Here is a 23435-nt window from a genome sequence, read left to right on the forward strand (position 1 = left end):
CAATCCGCTAGGACGCCGCGGGGGGCGTCGGGAGAACTAGTACGTGCCCTTTCGCGAAGGTCCGCTCGGTGACCTGAAAGTGCCGCTTACCTGGACTGCGGCCGTGGCGTTGATCGTCGCGGCCGTGATCGCGGTGGCGTTCCTGCTGGCCGATCGGCGCGAGACCCTTCAGCAACAGGCCTACGGCGTCACCCGCCAGACGGTCGACACGGTGTCCAAGCCGGTCAGCGGCGTGATCGCCGCTCCGGGGCGCTGGACCGGCCTGGGCGTCGACTTCCTCTCCAGCTACTTCTTCACCGCGTCGGAGAACCGCCGGCTGAAGGCCGAGCTGAAGGAGATGCGCGGCTATCGCGACCAGTACCTGGCCGAGGTCGACAAGAACGAGAGCTACCGCGCGCTGCTGGGCCTGCGCACCGATCCGCCGATCCCGATGGTGGCCGCTCGCGTGGTCAGCGACACCCGCGGCCCGTTCGCCAACACCCGCCTGGCCGACGCCGGTTCGGAAAAGGGCGTGGTGGTCGGCAATCCGGTGATGAACGAGCGTGGTCTGGTCGGGCGCGTGGTCGGCGTCGCCAACGGCGCCAGCCGCGTGCTGCTGCTGACCGACATCGCCTCGCGTACGCCGGTGATGATCGACCGCACCAACGCCCGCGCCATCCTGACCGGCGATGGCGGCCCCAATCCCAAGCTGGAATATCTGCGCGGCGTCGATCCGATCAAGGAAGGCGACCGGGTCGTCACCTCGGGCGACGGCGGCGTGGTGCCGCGCGGCCTGCCGGTGGGCGCGGCGGTCATGGGCCTGGACGGCCGCTGGCGCGTGGTGCTGTTCGCCGATGACGCGGCCATCGACTATGTCCGCATCCTGCTGTTCAAGGACTTCTCGCAACTGGCCGACCAGAAGGCGCTGCTGACCCGCAGCCTGCCGCCGGTGACCACCGAGGATCCCGACGTGTCGATCCTGGGGCCGGTCGCGACCGCGCCCAAGCCGCCGGCTCAGACGGGCGCGACAACCCCGCCCGCGACCGGGGCGCCTCCGCCGAAGCCTTCCGCCACCACGCCGCCGGCCGCCAAGCCGGCGACGACGACACCGGCTCCGAAGCCCGCCGCGCCCCGACCTGCCGCGCCCAAGCCCGCGACGCCTGCGCCGACGACGGCTCAACCGCCTGGCGGGGGACAATAGGGTGGGCGGCGCGCGGCCTCTGCATCCCGGCCGCTGGCTGGGTGTGCCCGCCTTGCTCTGCGTGCTGGCGACCATCGTCTTCGCCGCGCCGATCCGGATCTGGGGCCTGCAACTGCCCGAGCCGGTGTTCGCCATGGTCCCGGCCTTCGCCTGGGCCCTGATCCGGCCGTCGATCCTGGCGCCCTTCGCCCTGTTGCTGCTGGGCCTGTTCCTGGACATCTTCTGGGGCGGACCGACCGGCCTGTGGGGCCTGTCGCTGCTGGTCGCCTACGCCACCGCCCTGACCGGCCGCAACATGATGACCGGCCAGAGCCGGCCGATGATGTGGGCCTGGTTCGCCGGCGTCACCGCCGTGGCCATGGCCGGCGGCTTCCTGTTCAGCATGCTCGACAGCCTGGCCATGCCCAGCCTGTTGGCCGTGTTCTGGCAGTTCCTGGTCACGGCCCTGTTGTTCCCGTTCGCCCACCGGCTGATCGACCGGTTCGAGGACGCGGACGTTCGGTTCCGGTGACGCCATGAGCGAGCCGTCAATCTTCTTTTTCGAGGTCAACGAGCGGCAGGGGGTGTTCCACCGCCGCGCGTTCCTGATGGGCGGCCTGGCCGGCGGCGGTCTGCTGGCCCTGGGCGGACGCCTGGCCCAGCTGCAACTGGTCGAGGCTCAGCGCTACCAGAAGCTTTCGGCCGGCAACCAGTTCAACTACCGCCTGACGCCCCCGCCGCGCGGCCTGATCCTGGACCGCAACGGCGTGGCCCTGGCCTCGAACCGTCCGAACTTCCGGCTGATGGTCAGCAAGGACTCCAAGGACTTCGATATCGAGGCCACCCTCGATGATCTGTCCAAGCTGGTGCCGATCGACGGCACGCGCCGCGCCCGCCTGCTCAAGGACATCGCCCGCGCGCCCAAGAAGGCCCCGGTGGCGGTGATGGAAGACATGACCTGGGAGGAGTTCTCCCGCGTCAACATCCGCGCGCCCGAGCTGCCCGGCGTGACGGCCGACATGGGCGAGGTGCGGGTCTATCCGTTCGGCGGGGCCTTCGCCCACGTGATCGGTTACGTCGCCAAGGTCTCGGACCGCGACCTGGAAAAGGCCAAGAACGAGCCCGACCAGGACCTGCTGCATCACCCCGGTTTCCGGATCGGCAAGCAGGGCGTCGAAAAGGCCCTGGACCGCGAGCTGCGTGGCCGCCCCGGCGCGACCAAGGCCGAGGTCGACGCCCAGGGCCGCGTCGTGCGCCTGGACCCCGAGGGCGACATTCCGCCCACGCCCGGCAAGGAAGTGCGCCTGACCCTGGACGCCGACATCCAGAACCGCGCTCTGGAAGTGATGGGCGACGAAAGCGGCGCCATCGTCGTGATGGATGTGCGCAACGGCGACCTGCTGGCCATGGTCTCGGCCCCCAGTTTCGACGCCAACCGCTTCGTGAAGGGGCTGTCGGGTCCTGAGTACAAGGCCCTGGCCGAGTACGAGCGCAAGCCGTTGCTGGACAAGGCGCTGAGTGGCAACTTCCCGCCCGGCTCGACCTTCAAGCCTACGGTCGGCTTGGCCGCCCTGACCGCCGGCGTCGATCCCGAGGTCCGCGTCAGCTGCGGCGGCAGCTGGTACTATGGCGGCCGGACCTGGCGGTGCTGGGAAAAGCGCGGCCACGGCTCGCAGAACATGCACGAGGCCATCAAGAACTCGTGCGACATCTACTTCTACCAGACCGCCCTGAAGATCGGCCCCGACGCCATCGCCACCGCCGCGCGGGCCATGGGCTTCGGCCAGGCGTTCGACATCGGCATTCCGGGCCAGAAGAAGGGCCTGGTGCCGGACCGCGAATGGAAAAAGCGGGCCAACAAGAAGAATCCGGCCAACCAGATCTGGTTTCCGGGCGAGACCCCCAGCTACGGGATCGGGCAGGGGGCGCTCAGCGTCAACGCCCTGCAGTTGGCGGTGATGGTTTCGCGCCTAGCCAACAGCAAGAAGGCGCTTAATCCTCGCCTGATCAAGTCGGTGGGCGGCGTCGAGCAGCCCAGCGGCGCGGCCGTGCCCGACCTGCCGTTCACCCCCGAGCACCTGGCCTATGTGCGCGGCGGCATGGAAGCCGTGGCCAACGACGTGCGCGGCACCGCCTATCGCCAGAGCCAGTTGGGCCTGGGCGACGTCAAGATGGCCGGCAAGACCGGTACGGCCCAGGTCCGCAGCTATGACAAGGTCGCCGACCGCAAGAGCACCAACGTCGCGTGGAAGCTCAAGGACCACAACCTGTTCGTGGCCTTCGCGCCCTATGACGACCCGCGCTACGCGGTCGCCGTCATCGTCGAGCACGGCGGCCTGGGCGGCGCCACGGCCGGCGCGCCCCGGGCCCGCGAAGTGATGCGCGTGGCGCTGCTGAAGGACCCCGAGGTCCGCGCCCGCATCGAGCGGCCCATGCCCTTGCCGCCTGAGCCGGTCGAGGCCGCGCCCGACGGATCGGTCGAGGGCGCCGCGCCCGACGATCCGACCCTGGGCGCGCCGCCCGCCACCCCAATCGTTCCCGCGCCTCCCGTTCCCGGAGCTCCTCGATGACCCTCAGCGGCGGCCTCAGCCGGCCCGGCGAACGCGACCGGCCCATCATCAAGTTCATGGAGATCGACTGGACCCTGTGTCTGGTCTTGTGCCTGATCGCCGGTTCGGGCGCGCTGATGCTGTTCTCGATCGCCGGCGGCTCGTGGGAGCCGTGGGCCGACAAGCACCTGCTGCGCTTCGGCGTCTATTTCATCATGATGATCGCCCTGGCCATGGTCGACCTGCGGGTCTGGTTCAGCCTGGCCTATCCGGTCTACGGCGTCGGACTGCTGCTGCTGGTGGCGGTGGCCCTGGTCGGCGACTCCTCGCTGGGCGCCCAGCGCTGGCTGGCGGTCGGACCCGTGCGCTTCCAGCCGTCCGAGATCATGAAGCTGGGCGTCGTGCTGGCCCTGGCCCGCTACTATCACGGCCTGTCGGCCGACAGCGCGCGGCTGTCGTGGAAGCTGCTGATCCCTGCCGCTTTGATCGGCGTGCCGGTGCTGCTGGTGGCCCACCAGCCCGACCTGGGCACGGCGATGCTGATCGCCCTGCCGGGCCTGGCGGTCATGGTGCTGGCCGGTTTGTCGCTGCGGCTGATCATCGTCGGGATCGTCGGCGCGCTGGCGGCCCTGCCGCCGTTCATCTTCTTCGTGCTGCACGACTACCAGCGCAACCGGATCCTGACCTTCATGGACCCGGAGAAGGATCCGTCGGGCAACGGCTACCACATCATGCAGTCCAAGATCGCCCTGGGTTCGGGCGGCCTGCTGGGCAAGGGACTGGGGCTAGGTTCACAGAGCCAGCTGAACTTCCTGCCCGAGAAGCAGACCGACTTCATCTTCGCCACCCTGGCCGAGGAGTTCGGCTTCGTCGGCTGCGTCAGCGTGCTGTTCCTGTACGGCGTGGCGATCTTCATGGCCCTGCGCATCGCCTCGATCAGCCACAGCCATTTCGGCCGGCTGTCGGCGGCCGGGGTGACGGCGACCTTCGCCCTCTATGTGCTGATCAACGGCGCGATGGTGATGGGCATGGCCCCGGTGGTGGGCGTGCCGATGCCGATGCTGTCGTACGGCGGCACCGTCATGCTGACGGTCATGGTCGGGTTTGGGCTTGTGCAGGCGGTGCGGGTGCACAGGTATACGGAAGTGACCAGCGGCAAGGGTTCGCTGATGTAGTCAGGAGCGTCGATCCTGTCCCTCCCCCTTGCGGGGAGGGTGGCCCGCGTAGCGGGTCGGGTGGGGATCGGTGCAGGGTGTCTGGAGTCAGCAGACCCCACCCGTCGGCTTCGCCGCCACCCTCCCCATAAAGGGGAGGGAAGAGACTATTTGCTCCCCTTCAACGCCCTGCCGCTCATCACCGCCCCGGCCCCGAACTTCCCCCGCAGCCCGTCGATCACCGTCTCGCTCTTCAGCGTCTTGCGCTCGTCGCCGGCGAAGAAGTCGTCGGCCGCGCCCTCGGCGGGCACGAAGTCGGTCAGGCCCGCGCCGATCAGGCGGTAGTGCAGGCCGCGGGGCTCGGCCGCCAGCAGCTCGCGGGCCACCTGGAACAGCGTGCGGGCGGTCTGGATCGGCACGGGCAGGGTGCGGCGGCGGGTGTGGACCTTGAAGTCCGGCGTGCGCAGCTTCAGCGTCGCCACGCGGCCCGCCACCCCGCCGGCCCGGGCCTGGCGGGCGACCTTCTCGCATAGCGGCCACAGCTCGTCCTCGAGCTGCTCGCGCTCATAGAGGTCGTCGTTGAACGTGGTCTCGGCGCTGATCGTCTTGCGCTCCTGGTCGGGATCGACCAGCCGCGTGTCGCGGCCGTGGGCCAGGTGGTGCAGGCGAAGACCGCTCGAGCCCAGCACCTTGATCAGCTGCTTGAGGTCGGCTGACGCGATGTCGCCGACGGTGCGAAAGCCTTCCGAGGCCAGGGACGCCACGGTGGCGGGGCCGACGCCTGGCAGGATCGACACCGGCTTGGAGGCCAGGAACGCCTCGACGCCTACCGCCCCGATCACCGAGAAGCCGCGCGGCTTGTCCAGCTCCGAGGCGATCTTGGCCAGGAACTTGTTGGGCGCCAGGCCGATCGAGACGGTGATCTGGACCTCGGCCTCGATCTCCTTCTGCACGCGGGCCAGCATCACCGCCGGCGGCGCGCCGTGCAGGCGCTCGGTGCCCGACAGGTCGATCCAGGCTTCGTCCAGCGACAGCGGTTGCACCAGGGGCGTCAGGGCCTCCAGCTTGGCCATGATCCGCCGGCTCTCGTGCTTGTACTTGGCGAAGTTGGGCTTGATGACCACGGCCTCGGGGCACAGCTTCAGCGCCTTGTACATCGGCATGGCCGAGCGCGGACCGCTCATGCGGGCGATGTAGCAGGCCGTGGTCACCACGCCGCGCTTGCCGCCGCCGACGATCACCGGCTTGTCGCGCAGCGACGGATCGTCGCGCTTCTCGACCGAGGCGTAGAAGGCGTCGCAGTCCATGTGGGCCATGGACAGCTGGCCCAGCTCCTCGTGAAAGATCACGCGCGGCGAGCCGCAGGCCGGACAGCGCGAGACCTTGGTCTCGCCCGTCGCCAGGCAGTCGCGGCATAACGCTTTCAAGGGAGGGGGCTCTTCACGGGAACAGCTTGCGCTCGATGGCCAGCTTCAGGTCCGGCCACAGGTCGATGCGGACGTGGCGCTCGGGATCGGAAGGCGCGAGGGGGCGCAGGCGCTCGTCGGCCACCATCTGGAAGCGGTTCACGCGGGGCGCGCTCTCGGCCACCGAATCCAGCTGCGGCAGCAGGTCGTCGATGAACACCGACGGACCGGTGGTGCGCCCGGCCAGGTCGGCCGCCGATGGGCCCTTGGGGCCGCTGTTGATCACCAGCGGATAGTCGAAGCCGTGGGTCTTCAGCCACTTGGCGCGCGACTGGCGGCCGTGTTCGGGGGCGTTGGTCAGGATCACCACGTCGGCCCGGCGCGACAGGTCGGCCAGGGCGTCGGCCGCGCCCTCGGCCGGCAGCAGGTCGTCGGCCCCGTCACGGAAGAAGTCGTTGAACAGCGCCCGGCCGGCGATCAGGTCCAGGTGCTCGGCCTCGCCCGGCCGATAGATGTTCTGGAACAGCGCGTAGCGGTCGAATCGCAGCTCGAATCCATGGCGCCCGATGAACGTTCCGAAGCCATGCATGAAGCGCGCGAGCACCTCGTCCACGTCGACGATGACCAGCGGCGCGTCGGGGCGCACGGTGCAGGCCTGAAGGTCTGAAAAACTGGGTTCCATGATCTGCGATTGGCCGAGGTAAAACGCGATTAGCGCGGGCTTAAGGATATTCGTGCGATCTGGAATCCAGAAGCGGCGCGAATCCCTTACGCACCGCCACGGACCGGAATGGTCGGGGTCAGGATGACGAAGAAGGTCCTCATCGTCGAGGATAACGAGCTGAACATGAAGCTCTTTCATGACCTGCTCGAAGCCCAGGGCTATGAGACCCTGCAGACCCGCGAGGGTTTGCAGGCGTTGTCGATCGCCCGTGAGCACCGTCCGGACCTGATCCTGATGGACATCCAGCTGCCCGAAATCTCCGGCCTTGAAGTCACCAAGTGGCTCAAGGAGGACGACGATCTGTCACATATACCGGTGGTCGCGGTTACGGCATTTGCAATGAAGGGCGACGAGGAGCGCATCCGCGAGGGCGGGTGCGAGGCCTATATCTCCAAGCCCATCTCGGTGTCGCACTTCCTCGACACCATCCGCCGTCTGCTGGAAAGGTAAGGGCCCGTGAGCGCGCGCATCCTGGTCGTCGACGACATCGAGGCCAATGTCCGCCTGCTCGAGGCCAAGCTTTCGGCCGAGTATTATCAGGTCTCCGTCGCCTATGACGGCCCCACGGCCCTGACCCTGGCGGCCGCCGAGCTGCCCGACGTGATCCTGCTGGACGTGATGATGCCCGGCATGGATGGCTTCACCGTCTGCAAGAAACTCAAGGAAGACCCGACCACCCGCCACATCCCGGTCGTGCTGGTCACGGCGCTGGACGGTCGCGCCGACCGCATCCAGGGCCTGGAGGCGGGCGCCTCGGACTTCCTGACCAAGCCCATCGACGACGTCATGCTGTTCGCCCGCGTGCGCAGCCTGACCCGCTTCAAGCTGGTGATCGACGAACTGCGCCAGCGCGAGGCCTCGGGCCGCCGCATGGGCGTGATCGCCGGCGCCGCCTCGCGCCTGGACGGCCTGGGCGGCCGGGTTCTGATCGTCGACGACAACGAACGCCAGGCCCAGCGCGTGGCCGCCGAACTGGGCGTCGAGCATCGTCCGGTCATCGAATCCGACCCCGTGAAGGCCCAGATCAGCGCCGGCGGTCCGGTCGACCTGGTGATCATCAACGCCGCCGCCAAGGGCTTCGACGGCCTGCGCTTCGCCGCCAGCCTGCGCTCGGACGAGCGCACCCGCCACCTGCCGATCCTGGCCATGGTCGATCCCGACGAGCGCCCGCGCCTGGTCAAGGCGCTGGAGATCGGCATCAACGACATCCTGCCGCGTCCCATCGACCCGCAGGAACTGGCCGCCCGGGTCAAGACCCAGATCCAGCGCAAGCGCTACACCGACTATCTGCGCCAGAACCTCGACCACAGCCTGGAACTGGCCGTCACCGACCAGCTCACGGGCCTGCACAACCGTCGCTACATGACCGGCCAGCTCGACTCGCTGGTCAAGCGCGCGGCCCTGGGCGGCGACCCTGTCGCGGCCCTGCTGATCGACATCGACCACTTCAAGAAGATCAACGACGGCTTCGGCCACGACGTCGGCGACGAGGTGCTGCGCGAATTCGCCCTGCGCCTGGCCTCGAACGTCCGCGCCATCGACCTCCCTTGCCGCTATGGCGGCGAGGAGTTCACGGTGATCATGCCCGACACCCAATTGGCCGACGCCCTGCGCATCGCCGAGCGGATCCGCATGCACGTCTCCGGCTCGCCGTTTCGCGTGGCCCATGGCAGCGAACTGCTGACCGTGACCATCTCGATCGGCGTCTCGGCCACCAGCGGCGCGGGCGACACCCCCGAAACCCTGCTCAAGCGGGCCGACGAGGCGGTGTACGAGGCCAAGAAGTCCGGCCGTAACGCCGTGGTGGGCAAGGCGGCTTAGGCTTCGCCTGGCTCGCAAGCCAATCCAAAACCCCGCTCATCCCGGCGAATGCCGGGACCCAGATCCTAAAGCTGAGTGGCTGATTGGAAGAGCTCGGCGCTGTTGGCGTCAACCACACCGCTATTCCATCTGGGTTCCGGCATTCGCGGGATGAGCGGATTATGGGAGGTCAGTGCTTCGCGACCAGCTTGATCTCGTACAGTCGCGGCCACAGCTTTCCCGTCACGATCAACCGGTCAGCCTTGGCGTCATAGGCGATGCCGTTCAGCACGTCGGCGCGGGCGCGGTCCTGCGCGGGCAGCAGGCCTGTCAGGTCGATCCAGCCCGTCACCTTGCCCGTGGCCGGGTCGATGCGGGCGATGCGGTCGGTCTGCCAGATATTGGCCAGAATCTCGCCCTTGACCCATTCCAGCTCGTTCAGCTGGTCCACCGGCCGGCCCTGGTCGGTGACGGTGATCCCGCCGATCTCCTTCAGGGTCTCCGGATCCAGGAACCGCAGGCGCGCGGTGCCGTCGCTCATGATCAGCCGCTTGTCGTCACGGGTCAGGGCCCAGCCTTCGCCGGCATAGCTGAATTCACCCCGCGCTTCGAAGTCGTCGAGGTCGTAGACGAAGCCGACCTGGTTCTTCCAGGTCAGCTCGATCAGCTTGTCCTTCCAGTCGACGATGCCCTCGCCGAAGAACTGGCTGGAGATCGAGCGCTCGTTCTCGACGCTACCGGTCTCCAGCACGATCTTGCGGATCGACGAGGCGCCCTCCAGCCCGGTGCTCTCGTACAGAAAGCCGTCGCGCAGAAAGAGGCCCTCGGTGAAGGCGTTGGGATCGTGGGGATAGGTGCGCACCACCTGGTAGCCGTAGACCGGCGTGGCGGCGCGTGCGGGCGCCGATGGCGAACAGGCGCCAAGCACGAGAGCAGCGGCCAGCCAGAGGGACGGAAGCGGGAGTCGACGCATGGCCCAGCTAGGCCTTTCCCTGACGGCGAAAACAAGACGGCGCGGGCGAAAACCGCCGATTGGCAACATGCTTGACTTGGAACGCGGAGGCCGTTCGTCGGATAACGTTGTTGCGCGAGTTTGTCGCCTGCTCCACTATGGCGAGAGGGGGAAAGCCGATGACTGACAGCCACGATACCGAAAAGCACGTAAAGGTCCTCGGCCTGTTGACCGAAAAATCCTCCTTCTGGGAGCAGATGGCTATCGTCGCCTTCACCGCCGGAGGCGTGCTGAGCGCGATCTACGCCTACGCCGTGGGGGATTTAGCCAAGACCTTCAGCATCCTGTTTTTGGTGGGCTGCGCCGCGTGGTTAAGCGGAAGCGTGCTGGGCTTTCTGTTCGGGGTTCCACGGTTTCAGGCCGATCCTCAGGCTGACTCCAGCCGCATGCTGCCCAATACCAACCTTGAGCAGGTGTCCGATTGGCTGACGAAGATCATCATCGGTGCGACCCTGGTGCAGCTGGGTACGCTGATCGATCGGCTTCAGGTCCTGTTCCAGATGGTTGGAGACCAGATCGACAAGCCCGGGGCGACGGTCGCGTCCGGAGCCGCCATCATCTTCTTGTTCGCCACCGGATTCATGTGGGGTTACCTGTGGTGCAGCCTGCGGATCTTCCGCGAAATGGCCAACCTGACCCAGCAGGAACTCGACAGGGTGCGTCTGGCTCGCAGCTCTCCGGCGGCGCCCTAGGCGACCTGAAACAAAAAAGCCCGGCGTCGCCGCCGGGCTTTTTCAATGCGTCAATCGTGAAAGCAGACCTACTTGATCTTGCCTTCGCGGAATTCGACGTGCTTGCGGATGACCGGATCGTACTTCTTCAGCACCATCTTTTCGGTCTTGGTGCGGGCGTTCTTCTTGGTCACGTAGAAGAAGCCGGTGTCCGCCGTCGAGTTCAGGCGGATCTTGATGGAAGCCGGTTTGGCCATGGTCGAATCCCTGCGATGGTCGCGCAGGTCCCTACGCGGTCGAAATAAGAGGCGCGGAACATACTCACCGGCGGCGCAAAGTCAATTGCCGGTCTCGCATCGTTTGTAGGGGAAATCGACGCTCTTTGCCCGGCCGCCGATTTGACCCTCGATCCGGGCGACCATCGTGTCCTTGTCGGTCCATCTGTAGATGATGCGCTGAGGAAAGTCGTGGGATGGGTTTTCGAACGTCGCCGCATCGGGCTCGAAGGTTTTGAGGCGGAAGGTTGCTTCCGCTTGGCCTGACGGGCGCGCGACATAGTCGAGACCGGTCTGGGTCTCGCGGATCAGCAGGAATTCATATTCGGGCGGATGGCCGTCGCTTGTGGTGCGGCTCATTCCCAGCATGAGGCCTCCGTCGGGGCGCATCCATTGCTCCACGATCCGCCTGTGCGAACGCGTCTGCTCCCAACATCCGGCCAGTCGCCCGCCGAGGATGACGAGCGGTGGAGGTACGCTGGGGACGGGTGACGCGGCGAGGTGGGCGGCGAGGATCAGGGCGAACATGGCGGCCTCGTGCTGCGAAATCCTCGTCCCCAAAGGTGTTTTGGCGACAGGCTCAGGATGAGGATTTCAAATGATGGCTCGGCATTACAGTAGCCCCCATCCTGAGCTTGCCGCCAAAACACCTTTGGGGACGAGGGCGGACCCGCGAGCCTTACAGATAACTCAACTGCCGCGCCCCACGCAGGAAGCGCATGAACGGAGCCGGGCGTTCGGGAGCGGCCAGGCGCTGGGCGACCTCGGAGACGACGAAGCGGGTGATGTTGGGCAGGTCCAGTTCGCGGGCGGCGTCGAAGTCGAACCAGCCGATCTCGTCCAGCTCGCCGCAGTCGGCTTGGCGCTCCAGGCTCAGCAGGGCGCTGGCGGGGGCCATGAAGAACCGGGCGTCGAAGCGGCGGGTGCGATAGGGCGGTGTGATGGCCCGGGCGACGAAGGCCAGCGGCGCCAGGTCGGGCAGGGCGCCCTGGGCCAGGAACGGTCGCCAGGCCCCGGCGGCGGGCCGGGCCGGCGCCTTCTGGGCCAGCAGCAAACCGGTTTCCTCGAACGTCTCGCGCACCGCCGCCAGGGCCAGGGCGCGGGCCAGGCGGGCGGGGGTGGGGTGACGCGGTTCGACGGAGAGCCGCGCGGTCAGGTCCGGCGACAGCTCGCTGGCGCTGGGCGCGGCGTAGTCGCCGCGATCGACCCGGCCGCCCGGGAACACCCACTTGTCGGCCATGAAGGCCAGGCCCCGATTGCGGCGGCCCATCAGGATCTGGGGCTTGGGTCGGTCGTCGCGAACCACGATCAGGGTGGCGGCGTGGCGCGGCTTCAGCACGCCGGCCCCGGCGTCGCGGACGTCGCCGTCGTTGCGGGTGTCGAATTTGGCGTCGATCGGCTCGTCCATGCCAGGAGATTAGACCCGAGTCGCGGCGGCGCCAGCCATCCGTAGCGGCAGGGAGGCCGTTATCGTGGACGCGCTTGACCGTCATGCGCTGACCCGCCCAAGCTCGCGCCGGGGATTTCAGGAATCGAGGGACGGGCATGTTCGCAAGGGTTTCCGGGCTGGCTCTGGCCGCCGCTCTGCTGGCAGGGCCGGCGCTCGCCGCACCTTCCACAGCCCAGGTGGCCGCCGCCGCCAAGGCCGTCCAGCCCAAGGTCGTGGCCTGGCGGCGCGACATCCATGAGCATCCCGAGCTGGGCAACCAGGAGGTCCGCACGGCCGCCCTGGTGGCTAAGGAGCTCCGCGCTCTGGGCTTCGAGGTCCGCGAGGGCGTGGGCCGCACCGGCGTGGTCGGGGTGCTGAAAGGTGGCAAGCCCGGCAAGGTCGTGGCTCTGCGCGCCGACATGGACGCCCTGCCGGTCGAGGAGAAGACCGGCCTGCCGTTCGCCTCCAAGGTCACGGCGCAGTGGGAAGGCAAGACCCTGCCGGTCATGCACGCCTGCGGCCACGACACCCATATCGCCATGCTGCTGGGCGCGGCGACGGTGCTGGCGGGCATGAAGGCGCAGATCCCCGGCACGGTCGTCGTGCTGTTCCAGCCGGCCGAGGAGGGCTCCCAGGCCGGCGAAGAGGGCGGGGCGGGCCTGATGATCCGCGACGGCGCCCTGGACCATCCCAAGGTCGACGCCATCTTCGGCCTGCACATCGGTCCCGGCGACGCCAACGCCCTGAACTACCGGGCCGGCGGCTTCTATGCCGGCTCGGACCGCATGACGATCACGGTCAAGGGCAAGCAGACCCACGGCGCGCGGCCCTGGGCGGGCGTCGACATGGCCAGCGTCGCGGCCGACATCGTCCAGGCCTTCAACCAGATCGCCGCGCGCCAGGTCGACGTCGGCGCCTCGCCCACCGTGCTGACCGTGGCGACCATCAACATGGGGGTGCGCAACAACATCATCCCCGAAGACCTGACCATGACCGGCACCCTGCGAACCTTCAATCCGCAGCGCCGGGCCGAGGTGATCGACAAGGTCCAGAAGGCCGTGGCCGCCATCGGCGACCGCTATGGCGCGAAAGCCCAGGCGGTGTTCACCCAGCCCTATCCGGTCACCTACAACGACCCGGCCCTGTCGGCCTGGGTCAAGCCGGTGCTGGAGCAGGCCTCACCCGGCAAGGTCGACGACCAGGCGGCCCTGGTGACGGGGGCCGAGGACTTCTCCCGCTACGGCGAGAAGATCCCGGCGGTGTTCGTCCAGCTGGGCGGGCGTCCCGCGAACGTGCCGGCCGCGACGGCCCCGGCCAACCACTCGCCGTATTTTGACGTCGACGAGGCGGTGTTCGAAACCGGCGTGAAGGCCGAGGTGCTGCTGGCGCTGGATTATCTGGAGCGGAAATAACCCTCTCCCGGAGGGGAGAGGGCGTTACTTACGCTTCCCGCGTCGCACGCCCTTGGGCAGGCCGCCGCGCGGCTTGATCGCCGGTTTGCCCCGCACGCCCAGCCTCGGCCGCGGCGCTTTCGGATCGGCAGGCAGCGCATCCGTCAGCATCTCGAACAGCAGCCCGCCCGTCACCGGCGTGGCCTCGCGCAGCTTGACCTCGACCGCCAGGCCCAGGGGGAAGCGCTTGCCGGTACGTTCGCCGACCAGGGCGTGCATGCGGTCGTCGTGGATGAAATATTCCTCGCCCAGGGTCGAGACCGGCACCAGGCCGTCGGCGCCCGTCTCGTCCAGCTTCACGAACAGGCCAAAGCGGGTGACCCCGGTGATCCGTCCGGTGAAGGTCGCGCCCACCCGGTCGGCCAGGAAGGCGGCGATGTAGCGGTCGGTGGCGTCGCGCTCGGCGGCCATGGCCCGGCGCTCGGCGTGGGTGATGACCTCGGCGGTGTCCTTGATCTGGCTGATGTCCTGGTCGGTCAGGCCGTCGTCCCCCAGGTTCAGCGCGCGGATCAGGGCCCGGTGCACGATCAGGTCGGCATAGCGGCGGATCGGGCTGGTGAAGTGGGCGTACTTGGCCAGGTTCAGGCCGAAGTGGCCCAGGTTGTCGCTGGAATAGTGGGCCTGCATCTGGGTGCGCAGGACCACCTCGTTGATGATCGCCGCGTGCGGGCTTTCCCGGGTGTCATCCAGCAACTTGTTGAAGCGCGCCGTGGTCGGGGCCTCGCCCTTCGACCACTTGACCTCCAGCGTCTGCAGGAACTCGGTCAGGCTCATGACCTTTTCCTGGCTGGGCGTGTCGTGCACCCGGTAGATCAGCGGCATGCGCTTGGCTTCCAGGGTCTCGGCGGCCGAGACGTTGGCCTGGATCATCATCTCCTCGATCAGCTTGTGGGCCTCGAGGCTGGCGCGGCGGGTGATCGACTGGATCTCGCCCTCGCGAATGATGATGCGGCGCTCGTCGCTCTCGATGGCCAGGGGCGAGCGCGCCTCGCGGCCCTTGCCCATCAGGCGGAAGGCCGCCCACAGGGGGCGCAGGATCGGGTCCAGCAGCGGGCCGGCCTTGTCGGCGTCCTGGCCGTCGGGCGGGGCGACTCCGTCGATGGCGGCCTGAGCCTGCTCGTACGACAGCTTGGCGGCGCTGCGCATCAGGCCGCGCACGAACTTGTGGCTCTTCTTGCGGCCCTGGGCGTCGAACACCATCCGCACCGCCAGGGTGGCGCGGTTCTCGCCTTCACGCAGGCTGCACAGGCCGTTGGACAGGGTCTCGGGCAGCATCGGCTCCACCCGGTCGGGGAAGTAGACGCTGTTGCCCTTCTCGCGGGCGTCGCGGTCCAGGGCCGAGCCGGGACGCACATAGGCGGCGACGTCGGCGATGGCCACCCAGACCACCCAGCCGCCGACATTGGACGCTTCCGGATCGGGATGGGCGTAGACGGCGTCGTCGTGGTCGCGGGCGTCGACGGGGTCGATGGTCACGAACGGCAGGTCGCGCAGGTCGTCGCGGCCCTCCAGCGTCGGCGGCTTGGCCGCGCCGGCCTCGGCCTCGGCCTCCTCGCTGAAACCGGTGGGGATGCCGTGGCTGTGGATGGCGATGAGCGAGGCGGCGCGCGGATCGTCCTCGCTGCCCAGCACTTCCAGGATCTTGCCGAACTTGGGTCCGTAGCGGGCGCCGGCGCCGCTGACCTGGGCCAGAACCAGGTCGCCGTCCTTCAGGCCCTCGGCGGCCTGGTTGTCGATCAGCAGGCTTTCCTTGGACTTGCGGTCGACCGGCTCGACGCGGGTCTCGCGGCGATGCTTGCGGATGACGCCCAGCACTTTATGGGCGCTCTGCCCCAGGCGCTTGATCAGCCGGGCCTCGGTCTCGCCGCTTTCCAGTTGCTCGAAGCGGACCAGCAGACGATCGCCCATGCCCGGCGCGCCGCCGGCGGCCTCGCCCTTGCCCGGGGCCAGGCGCACCTGCGGCAAATCCTCGCCGCCCTTGGTCAGCCGCACATAGAGGTCGCCGTCGGCGTCGCGTTCCACCACGTCGACCACGCCGACCGGGGGCAGGGCGCCGGCCTCGGCGAAGCCCCGGCGTCCGCGCTTGCCCAGGCTGCCGTCGGCCTCCAGGGCGCGCAGCATCTCGCGCAAGGCCCGGCGGTCCGCGCCCTTCAGGCCGAAATGACGGGCGATGTCGGCTTTGCCGCTCTCGCCGGCGTCGCGCAGGAAGGCGATCAGCGTCTCGCGGTCCGGCAGGCCGGCGGGCGGCTTGGGCGCTTTCGCGCCTTTCGAGGCGGCGGGGAACTTGGACGACTTGGGCGAGCGCGGTTTGGCCATGACGCAGGTCTAGCGTGTCGCGGCCGGGATGTCGTCATCGCCGGCCCGATTTGCTTCCAGGGCCACCGCATCGCATATGGGGGCCATGGAAGACGCACCGCGCACCGTGCTGGACGAACGTCAGGTGAACCTGATCGCCAAGGCCCTGGCCGAACCGCGCCGCCGTCAGATCCTCAAGGAAGTCGGCGCCGCCAGTGAGCCCACGCCCTGCGGCGCGGTGGCCCAGCACGTCGCCGTCAGCGCCGCCACCTTCTCGCACCACATGAAGGAGCTGGAGACGGCCGGGCTGATCCGCATCTGTCGGCAGGGCAGGTTCGCCTTCCTGGTCCTGCAGCGCGACGTCCTGAACGCCTATCTGGCCCAGCTCTCCGAAATCTGACCCCGCCGAAATCTGACCCCGCTTGCGAAAAATCTCGCGGTTCCGTCCGTTGAATTACTTCGATCATTATCTAAGTATCGAAGTGTTCGCCGCTGAAGGCGACCGGCCAATGGGCCGAACGGAGAGAGATCATGAGCAAGCTTTCGGGCAAGACCGCCGTCGTCACGGGCGCGTCCAAGGGTATCGGAGCCGCCATCGCCAAGGCCCTGGCCGCGGAAGGCGCGGCGGTGGTGGTCAACTACGCGTCCAGCCGCGAGGGCGCGGACAAGGTGGTGGCCGAGATCACCGCCGCTGGCGGCAAGGCCATCGCCGTCCAGGGCTCGGTGGCGAAGGAGGGCGAGGTGATCCGTCTGTTCGACGAAACCCAGAAAGCTTTCGGCGGCGTCGACATCCTGGTCAACAACGCCGGCGTCTACGCCTTCCTGCCCATCGAGGAGGTGACCGAAGCCGAGTACCGCCGCCAGTTCGACACCAACGTCCTGGGCGTGCTGCTGGCCTCCCGGGAGGCGGCCAAGCGCTTTGGTCCGGACGGCGGCAGCGTGATCAACATCAGCTCGGCGGCCACCACGGTCGATATCCCGACCGCCTCGATCTACACGGCGACCAAGGCTTCGGTGGATTCCATCACGCGCGTGCTGGCCAAAGAGCTGGGGCCGCGCAAGATCCGGGTCAACAGTCTCTCGCCCGGCTCCGTCGAGACCGAGGGCACGCACACCATGGGCATTATCGGCAGCGATCTTGAGACCCAGATGATCGCCCAGACCCCGCTGGGCCGCATGGGCCAACCGTCGGACATCGCGCCGGTGGCGGTGTTCCTGGCTTCGCCCGAAAGCTTCTGGATCACCGGTGAGATCATCGCCGTGTCCGGCGGCAACCGCTAACCGGTAGAAGCCGGGCCGAGCGTCGTTGCTGCGCCGCTCGGCGCGGTCCTTCAGTACAGATCCTCGATCCGCTGCGGCGTGGCCTGAGGCGGGGGAACGTCCTGCTTCTTTTCAGTAGGCGGCGGCGTCGAGGGCGGGGCCTCGACGACCGGGGCTTCCTCGGCCGGCGCGGTCTCGACCTCGGCCGGCTTGGGCTTTTCGACGACAGGCGGAGGCGGCGGCGCGATCTCGGCGACCATCGGGGTCGCCTCGCGCACCGGCACGCCGGAGACCTCGGCCAGGGGCGCGGTCGAGACCGCCTGATGGTCGGTCTTGTCCAGCGCGCCCTTCAGGCCGAACGCGAAGCCGCCGACGCTGATCGCCGACAGGATCACGACCACGACAGGCAGCGGCAGAGGGCGTTCGAGCGACGTCATGAGCGCAGCTTAACTCCAACTGCCGAGGCGCGTCACGCCTCGGCTTTGGCCTTCTTTGCGGCGGGCTTTTTCGCCGCCGGTTTCTTTGTCGCCGGTTTCTTGGCCGGAGCCTTTTTCGCCGGAGCCGCCCCATCGGTCGCCGCGGCGGCCTTCGCCTTGGCGGGGGCCTTGGCAGGAGCCTTCTTGGCGGCCGCCTTCTTCGCCGGCTTCTTGCCGCCGCCGCCCTTGGCGACACGGTCGGCGATCAGGGCGATGGCTTCTTCCAGAGTCAGGGCCGCCGGGTCGGCGCCCTTGGGCACGTTGGCGTTGGTGTCGCCGTGCTTGATGTAGGGACCAAAGCGGCCCGACAGCACGCGGATCGGCTTGCCGTCCTCCGGGTGGTTGCCCAGCTCGGCCAGGGCGGCCGCCTGGCCACGCTGCGGACGCCCGCCGCCGGCCCGCTTGTCGGCCAGCAGGGCCACCGCGCGGTTCAGGCCGATGTCGAAGACGTCTTCGGGGTTTTCGAGGTTGGCGTAGGTGCCGTCGTGCAGCACGAACGGCCCGAAGCGACCCAGGCCCGCGGTGATGGTCTTGCCGTCATCGGGGTGGGCGCCGACCTCGCGGGGCAGGGATAGCAGGCGCAGGGCCTTTTCCAGGTCGATCGCCGCCGCGATCCAGCCCTTGGGCAGGCTGGAGCGCTTGGGCTTGTCGCCACTGTCGACCGCCGCCAGTTCCTCGACATAGGGTCCGAAGCGGCCGTTCTTGAGCCACACCGCGCGACCGGTCGCCGGATTGATCCCCAGCTCCTTGTCGGCGGCCTCGGCTTCACCTTCGCCCTCGCTGGTGGCCAGCTGGCGGGTGAAGCGGCATTCGGGATAGTTCGAACAGCCGATGAAGGCCCCGAACTTGCCGGTCTTCAGCGACAGCAGGCCGGTGCCGCAGGTCGGGCAGGCGCGCGGGTTCGACCCGTCGCCCTTGTCCGGGAAGATGTGCGGGCCCAAGGCTTCGTTCAGGGCGTCGAGCACATTGGTGGTGCGCAGTTCGGCGATCTCGCCGACGGCGGCCGCGAAGTCCTTCCAGAAGTCGCGCAGGAACTGCTTCCAGTCCAGCTTGCCGTCCGACACCAGGTCCAGCTGCTCTTCGAGCGCGGCGGTGAAGTCGTACTCGACATAGCGGCGGAAGAACTGCTCCAGGAAGGCGGTGACCAGGCGGCCCTTGTCCTCGGGGACGAAGCGCTGCTTCTCCATCTTCACGTAGTCGCGGTCGCGCAGCACGGTCAGGACCGAGGCGTAGGTCGAGGGGCGGCCGATGCCCAGCTCTTCCATCTTCTTGACCAGGCTGGCTTCCGAATAGCGCGGGGGCGGCTCGGTGAAGTGCTGATCGGCGCGGGCGTCCAGCACCTTGGCGGCGGCGCCTTCCTCGATCATCGGCAGGCGAGCGCTGTCCTCGTCGCCCTCGTCGTCGCGGCCTTCCTCGTAGACGGCCAGGTAGCCGGGGAACAGCACGACCTGACCCGTGGCGCGCATGCCGGTCTGGCCGTCGGCGCTTTCCAGGTCGACGGTGGTGCGCTCGATGCGGGCGCTCTCCATCTGGGAGGCGATCATCCGCTTCCAGATCAGTTCGTACAGGCGGCCCAGATCCGGCTCCAGGCGCAGCGAGCCGGGGTTGCGGCTCAGGCTGGTCGGGCGGATGGCTTCGTGGGCCTCCTGGGCGTTCTTGGCCTTGGCCTTGTAGTAGCGTGGGGTCTCGGGGACGTAGGAGGCGCCGTAGACATTGCCGATCACGCTGCGCGCCTCGGCGATGCCTTCCGGCTCGACCGACACGCCGTCGGTCCGCATGTAGGTGATCAGACCGACGGTCTCGCCGCCGATGTCGATGCCTTCATACAGCTTCTGCGCGGCCTGCATGGTGCGTTGGGCCGAGAAGCCCAGTTTGCGCGAGGCTTCCTGTTGCAGGGTCGAGGTGGTGAAGGGCGGGGCGGGCGAGCGCTTGCCGGGCTTCTTCTCGACGGCGGCGACCTTGAAGACCGCCTTCTGCACGGCGGCGCGGGCGGCCAGGGCCGAGGTCTCGTTGTTGAGGTCGAACTTGGTGAGCTTCTTGTTCTCGTGCTTGACCAGGCGGGCCAGGAACGGCTCGGCGCCGGCCGACACGTCGGCCTCGACGGTCCAGTATTCCTGGGTCTTAAAGCGCTCGATCTCCAACTCGCGGTCGACGATCAGGCGCAGGCAGACCGACTGCACGCGGCCGGCCGAGCGGCTGCCCGGCAGCTTGCGCCACAGGACGGGCGAGAGGGTGAAGCCGACCAGATAGTCCAGGGCGCGGCGGGCGAGATAGGCCTCGACCAGCTCCATGTCGATGTCGCGCGGATTGGCCATGGCCTCCAGCACGCTCGACTTGGTGATGGCGTTGAAGGTGACGCGCTGGACGACCTTGTCCTTGATCGCCTTCTTCTTCTGCAGCACTTCCAGCACGTGCCAGCTGATGGCTTCCCCTTCGCGGTCGGGGTCGGTGGCCAGGATCAGGCGGTCGGCCCCCTTCAGGGCGTCGACGATGTCGCTCACCCGCTTGGTGGCCTTGCCGTCAACTTCCCAGCTCATGGCGAAGTCGTTGTCGGGCTCGACCGACCCGTCCTTGGACGGCAAGTCGCGGATGTGACCGTACGAGGCGAGAACCTTGTAGTCGGACCCGAGATACTTGTTGATGGTCTTGGCCTTGGCCGGGCTCTCGACGACGACGACGTTCATTAGGACCTTTGGCGCCTGGGAATTGGGTTCGTCCCCCGATGGAACCCGGGCGGCGAGGGCCGGAAAGTGGGGGCGGCGCCAGGGGTCTGTCAACGGCGGCCGTGGCTGACGGCGCATTTGGCTGATGGCTCTCTCTATAGAGAGAGGAATATTTGGGCTTCCGCTAGGCCTCCGCCACCATCCCGCCCGGTAGCAGTTCGGCCCGCTCGGCCAGGGCCAGCTCCACCAGGGCCGCCATCACCGCCGAGGTTGGAGCGCGGGTGGCGCGGACCAGTTCGTCGCGGGAGACGGGCGTGGGGGAGAGGAGGCGAGCCACTTCCTCGCGCAGGGCGTCGTGGTCGATGTCGGCGCCGTCGTCCTCGGCCGTGTAGGGCCGTTCGCGCTCGCGCAGGTGGACTTGGCCTGACAGCGAACGCAGCACGTCCTCGACGCCTTCGCAGAGGATCGCGCCCTGGCGGATCAGGTCGTTGGGGCCCTTGGCGCGCGGATCGAGGGGCGAGCCGGGCACCGCGAACACGTCGCGCCCCTGTTCGGCGGCCAGGCGGGCGGTGATCAGTGAACCGGACTTCAGTTCGGCCTCGACCACGATCACGCCCAGCGACAGGCCCGAGATGATGCGGTTGCGCCGGGGGAAGTCCTTGGCGATGGCCCGGCGATCGGGCGCGCTTTCGCTGACGATGCAGCCGCCCTCGCCGGCGATGCGGGCGTGGAGGGCGGCGTGCTCGGGCGGGTAGATGTCGGACACCCCGCCGCCCAGCACCGCCACCGTGCCGGTCGCCAGGGCGCCTTCGTGGGCCGCGCCGTCGACGCCGCGCGCCAGGCCCGACACCACCACATAGCCGTGCCGACCCAGCTCGGTCGCCAGTTGGCGGGCGAAGCGCTGGCCGCCGGCCGAGGCGATGCGGGCCCCGACGATGGCCAGGCTGGGCTGGGACAGCAGTTCGGGACGGCCTAAGGCCCAGAGCACCGGCGGTGGTGGGTCCAGGGCGGCTAGGCGGGGCGGGAAGTCCGGTTCACAGGCGCAGATCAGCCGCGCGCCGAGCCGGTCGCCGCTGTCCAGTTCACGCAGGATCTCGTCTTCGGGCGGTGGCCGTAGAGGCGCGGCGCGGCCGGCGCGGCGGGCCAGGTCGGGCAAGGCGATCAGGGCGCGTTCGGCCGAGCCGAACCGCTGGAGCAGATGGTCGAAGGCGACGGGGCCAACCGTTTCGGTGCGCGCCAGCCTCAGCCAGGCCAGGCGCTCGCCGTCCGACAGGCCCCGTGTTGTCATGCGGCTGGCGGCGGCGCTTCAGCCGTCTTCTTCTTGCCGATGCGGGGCTCCTGGCCCTTCAGCAGCCGGCCGATATTGTCCTTGTGACGGATGAAGATCAGCACCGCCATGAACAGGCACAGGCCCAGGAACGGATAGGGCTGGTCGGTGGCCAGGGCGAACGGCGCGGCGAAGGCGGCGGCGACCAGGGCGGCCAGCGAGCTGATGCGGAAGATCGCCGCCACGGCCAGCCAGGTGACGGCGGCCAGCAGGCCCACCGGCCAGCAGGCCGCTAGCAGCACGCCGTAGAAGGTGGCCACGCCCTTGCCGCCCTTGAACTTGAGCCAGACGGGGAACAGGTGGCCCGTGAAGGCCGCGCCGCCGGCCAGGGCGATGATCGCCGGATTGCCGTGCGTCAGCCAGCGGGCCAGCAGCACCGCCACCACGCCCTTGCCGGCGTCGCCGATCAGGGTGATGGCCGCCAGGTCCTTGCGACCCGAACGCAGCACGTTTGTCGCGCCGATATTGCCCGAGCCGATCTGCCGGATGTCGCCGGCCCCGCCCAGCCGCGTGGCGATCAGGCCGAACGGGATCGACCCCAGCAGATAGCCGCCGAGGATCGTGAGGCCGAGGGTCAGGTAGACGGCTTGGGCGAGATCTTGCACGAGTTACGACCTATGGATGTGGTGAAGCTGCCCGGCGAAGCTGGGCCATGGCAAGGGCGAAAACGCCTGTTTCGGCTTTTATAGCGGAGCCGTCGGCGGCCACCACATCGTTTTCCCCAAGCTCGGGTGTGGGCGGCCCTCGCACGGTTGTCACATCCCGGCGCTTTGCTCTGGGCGAGCACGCGACGGAGAAAGCCCATGAGCTTCGATGGCCAGACCGCCCTAGGGCGCATCCAACAGGCGATCGCCGACGACTTCGACGAAGAGCTGGAACTGGAGATGGACCAGCGGCTGGAAAACATGCTGGCCGATCTGGAGGACAATCCGGAACGCGAGCAGCTGGACCGCCGGGTCTATTTCAAGGAGCTGTTCCGCCTGCAGGGCGAACTGGTCAAGCTGCAGGACTGGGTGCAGGACCAGAAGCTGAAGGTGGTGGTGATCTTCGAAGGTCGCGACTCGGCCGGCAAGGGCGGGGCGATCAAGCGGATCACCCAGCGCCTGAACCCCCGCGTCTGCCGCGTGGCCGCGCTGCCGGCTCCCAACGAGCGCGAGCGCACCCAGTGGTACTTCCAGCGCTATACCGCGCACCTGCCGGCCGGCGGTGAAATCGTGCTGTTCGACCGCAGCTGGTACAATCGCGCCGGGGTCGAGCGGGTGATGGGCTTCTGCACGGACGAGGAGTGCGAGGAGTTCTATCGCTCGGTTCCGGAGTTCGAGCGGATGCTGGTGCGGTCGGGCATCATCCTGATCAAGTACTGGTTCTCGATCACCGACGAGGAGCAGGAATTCCGCTTCAACATGCGCATCCACGATCCGCTCAAGCAGTGGAAGCTGAGCCCGATGGACGTGGAATCCCGCCGCAACTGGGAGGCCTACACCAAGGCCAAGGAGATCATGCTGGAGCGCACCCACATCTCGGAAGCGCCGTGGTGGGTGGTCGAGGCCGTGGACAAGAAGCGCGCCCGGCTCAACTGCATCAACCACCTGCTGACCCAGATCCCGTACGGGCCGGTCGAACATCCGGCGGTGCAACTGCCCGACCGGATCCGCCACGAGGACTACAACCGCGCCCCGGTGCCGGCCGAGATGTTCGTTCCGGACGTTTATGGGGACATCAAGGGCTGAGCCTTTTCTCTCCGCTCATCCCGGCGTTTGCCAGGGATGAGCGGATCGACAGAG

22 protein-coding genes are annotated in these 23435 nt (G+C 68.2%); 11 read left to right on the forward strand and 11 right to left on the reverse strand.

What is annotated here, in order from left to right; genetic code table 11:
* The first annotated feature begins 43 nt into the window (after window positions 1–43).
* The 4 genes from mreC to rodA are packed head-to-tail and all read left to right on the forward strand — an operon-like array spanning window position 44 to window position 4883.
* Window positions 44–1180 carry a rod shape-determining protein MreC gene (gene mreC / locus G3M62_RS07500; protein ID WP_165185931.1) on the forward strand — a complete coding sequence of 379 codons (1137 nt, stop codon included), beginning with the start codon at window positions 44–46 and terminating at the stop codon, window positions 1178–1180.
* Window position 1181: 1 nt separating this feature from the next.
* Window positions 1182–1691, forward strand: a complete 510-nt coding sequence (locus G3M62_RS07505) for a hypothetical protein (RefSeq protein ID WP_165185933.1) — start codon at window positions 1182–1184, stop codon at window positions 1689–1691.
* Window positions 1692–1695: 4 nt separating this feature from the next.
* Complete coding sequence (gene mrdA, locus G3M62_RS07510; protein WP_165185935.1) at window positions 1696–3729, forward strand: penicillin-binding protein 2; 2034 nt, start codon at window positions 1696–1698, stop codon at window positions 3727–3729.
* Window positions 3726–4883, forward strand: coding sequence for a rod shape-determining protein RodA (rodA, locus tag G3M62_RS07515; protein ID WP_165185936.1), 1158 nt, complete (start codon window positions 3726–3728; stop codon window positions 4881–4883). Before mrdA ends, rodA begins: the two co-directional genes overlap by 4 nt.
* Window positions 4884–5029: 146 nt before the next feature.
* On the opposite strand, the gene G3M62_RS07520 is transcribed toward rodA, so the two are convergent.
* Together G3M62_RS07520 and G3M62_RS07525 are read right to left on the reverse strand one after the other, a co-directional pair.
* Entirely contained in the window at window positions 5030–6289 is a 1260-nt protein-coding gene (locus G3M62_RS07520) for a DNA polymerase IV (protein ID WP_165185938.1), read from the reverse strand.
* A 13-nt stretch (window positions 6290–6302) separates the two neighbouring features.
* Window positions 6303–6950: an HAD family hydrolase gene (locus G3M62_RS07525; protein WP_165185940.1), complete on the reverse strand. Its 648-nt coding sequence runs from the start codon at window positions 6948–6950 to the stop codon at window positions 6303–6305.
* Window positions 6951–7073: 123 nt separating this feature from the next.
* Between G3M62_RS07525 and divK the strand changes: the two genes are divergently transcribed.
* A complete protein-coding gene (gene divK, locus G3M62_RS07530; protein ID WP_029916211.1) occupies window positions 7074–7442 on the forward strand; it encodes a cell-cycle response regulator DivK in 369 nt (122 codons plus the stop codon).
* A 6-nt stretch (window positions 7443–7448) separates the two neighbouring features.
* Window positions 7449–8813 carry a PleD family two-component system response regulator gene (locus G3M62_RS07535; RefSeq protein WP_165185941.1) on the forward strand — a complete coding sequence of 455 codons (1365 nt, stop codon included), beginning with the start codon at window positions 7449–7451 and terminating at the stop codon, window positions 8811–8813.
* A 169-nt stretch (window positions 8814–8982) separates the two neighbouring features.
* Here G3M62_RS07535 and G3M62_RS07540 read toward each other — a convergent pair whose 3' ends face one another.
* The gene (locus G3M62_RS07540; protein WP_165185943.1) at window positions 8983–9765 is read right to left on the reverse strand and encodes a glutaminyl-peptide cyclotransferase; all 783 of its coding nucleotides are present in this window, start codon (window positions 9763–9765) and stop codon (window positions 8983–8985) included.
* Between the two features lie 158 nt (window positions 9766–9923).
* Between G3M62_RS07540 and G3M62_RS07545 the strand changes: the two genes are divergently transcribed.
* Window positions 9924–10496 (forward strand): hypothetical protein, encoded by a 573-nt coding sequence (locus tag G3M62_RS07545; protein ID WP_165185944.1) that lies wholly within the window; start codon window positions 9924–9926, stop codon window positions 10494–10496.
* A gap of 68 nt (window positions 10497–10564) precedes the next feature.
* Here G3M62_RS07545 and rpmG read toward each other — a convergent pair whose 3' ends face one another.
* From rpmG to G3M62_RS07560, 3 genes are all read right to left on the reverse strand, one after another.
* Window positions 10565–10732, reverse strand: a complete 168-nt coding sequence (rpmG, locus tag G3M62_RS07550; protein WP_010920317.1) for a 50S ribosomal protein L33 — start codon at window positions 10730–10732, stop codon at window positions 10565–10567.
* An 81-nt stretch (window positions 10733–10813) separates the two neighbouring features.
* Window positions 10814–11278: a DUF6265 family protein gene (locus tag G3M62_RS07555; protein WP_165185946.1), complete on the reverse strand. Its 465-nt coding sequence runs from the start codon at window positions 11276–11278 to the stop codon at window positions 10814–10816.
* A 151-nt stretch (window positions 11279–11429) separates the two neighbouring features.
* A complete protein-coding gene (locus tag G3M62_RS07560) occupies window positions 11430–12158 on the reverse strand; it encodes an NUDIX hydrolase (RefSeq protein WP_165185947.1) in 729 nt (242 codons plus the stop codon).
* A 137-nt stretch (window positions 12159–12295) separates the two neighbouring features.
* On the opposite strand from G3M62_RS07560, the gene G3M62_RS07565 reads away from it, so the two are divergent.
* Entirely contained in the window at window positions 12296–13591 is a 1296-nt protein-coding gene (locus G3M62_RS07565; RefSeq protein ID WP_165185949.1) for an amidohydrolase, read from the forward strand.
* 24 nt (window positions 13592–13615) lie between these two features.
* Here the strand turns inward: G3M62_RS07565 and rnr are convergent, their stop codons facing one another.
* Window positions 13616–15946 carry a ribonuclease R gene (rnr, locus tag G3M62_RS07570; protein WP_165185951.1) on the reverse strand — a complete coding sequence of 777 codons (2331 nt, stop codon included), beginning with the start codon at window positions 15944–15946 and terminating at the stop codon, window positions 13616–13618.
* Between the two features lie 76 nt (window positions 15947–16022).
* Here rnr and G3M62_RS07575 point away from each other — a divergent pair, with 76 nt between their 5' ends.
* Together G3M62_RS07575 and G3M62_RS07580 are read left to right on the forward strand one after the other, a co-directional pair.
* Window positions 16023–16325, forward strand: a complete 303-nt coding sequence (locus G3M62_RS07575; RefSeq protein ID WP_205691955.1) for an ArsR/SmtB family transcription factor — start codon at window positions 16023–16025, stop codon at window positions 16323–16325.
* A gap of 131 nt (window positions 16326–16456) precedes the next feature.
* Window positions 16457–17206, forward strand: a complete 750-nt coding sequence (locus G3M62_RS07580) for a glucose 1-dehydrogenase (protein WP_165185954.1) — start codon at window positions 16457–16459, stop codon at window positions 17204–17206.
* 50 nt (window positions 17207–17256) lie between these two features.
* Here G3M62_RS07580 and G3M62_RS07585 read toward each other — a convergent pair whose 3' ends face one another.
* From G3M62_RS07585 to plsY, 4 genes are all read right to left on the reverse strand, one after another.
* Entirely contained in the window at window positions 17257–17622 is a 366-nt protein-coding gene (locus tag G3M62_RS07585) for a hypothetical protein (protein ID WP_165185956.1), read from the reverse strand.
* A gap of 32 nt (window positions 17623–17654) precedes the next feature.
* The gene (gene topA, locus G3M62_RS07590; protein WP_165185957.1) at window positions 17655–20345 is read right to left on the reverse strand and encodes a type I DNA topoisomerase; all 2691 of its coding nucleotides are present in this window, start codon (window positions 20343–20345) and stop codon (window positions 17655–17657) included.
* Between the two features lie 163 nt (window positions 20346–20508).
* Window positions 20509–21612 carry a DNA-processing protein DprA gene (gene dprA, locus G3M62_RS07595; protein ID WP_165185959.1) on the reverse strand — a complete coding sequence of 368 codons (1104 nt, stop codon included), beginning with the start codon at window positions 21610–21612 and terminating at the stop codon, window positions 20509–20511.
* Window positions 21609–22256, reverse strand: a complete 648-nt coding sequence (gene plsY, locus G3M62_RS07600) for a glycerol-3-phosphate 1-O-acyltransferase PlsY (RefSeq protein ID WP_165185961.1) — start codon at window positions 22254–22256, stop codon at window positions 21609–21611. The genes dprA and plsY overlap by 4 nt, the downstream gene beginning before the upstream one ends.
* 198 nt (window positions 22257–22454) lie before the next feature.
* On the opposite strand from plsY, the gene ppk2 reads away from it, so the two are divergent.
* A complete protein-coding gene (gene ppk2, locus G3M62_RS07605) occupies window positions 22455–23381 on the forward strand; it encodes a polyphosphate kinase 2 (protein ID WP_165185962.1) in 927 nt (308 codons plus the stop codon).
* The last annotated feature ends 54 nt before the right edge of the window (window positions 23382–23435 follow it).

This window comes from Caulobacter soli (genome assembly GCF_011045195.1).
Classification (GTDB): domain Bacteria; phylum Pseudomonadota; class Alphaproteobacteria; order Caulobacterales; family Caulobacteraceae; genus Caulobacter; species Caulobacter soli.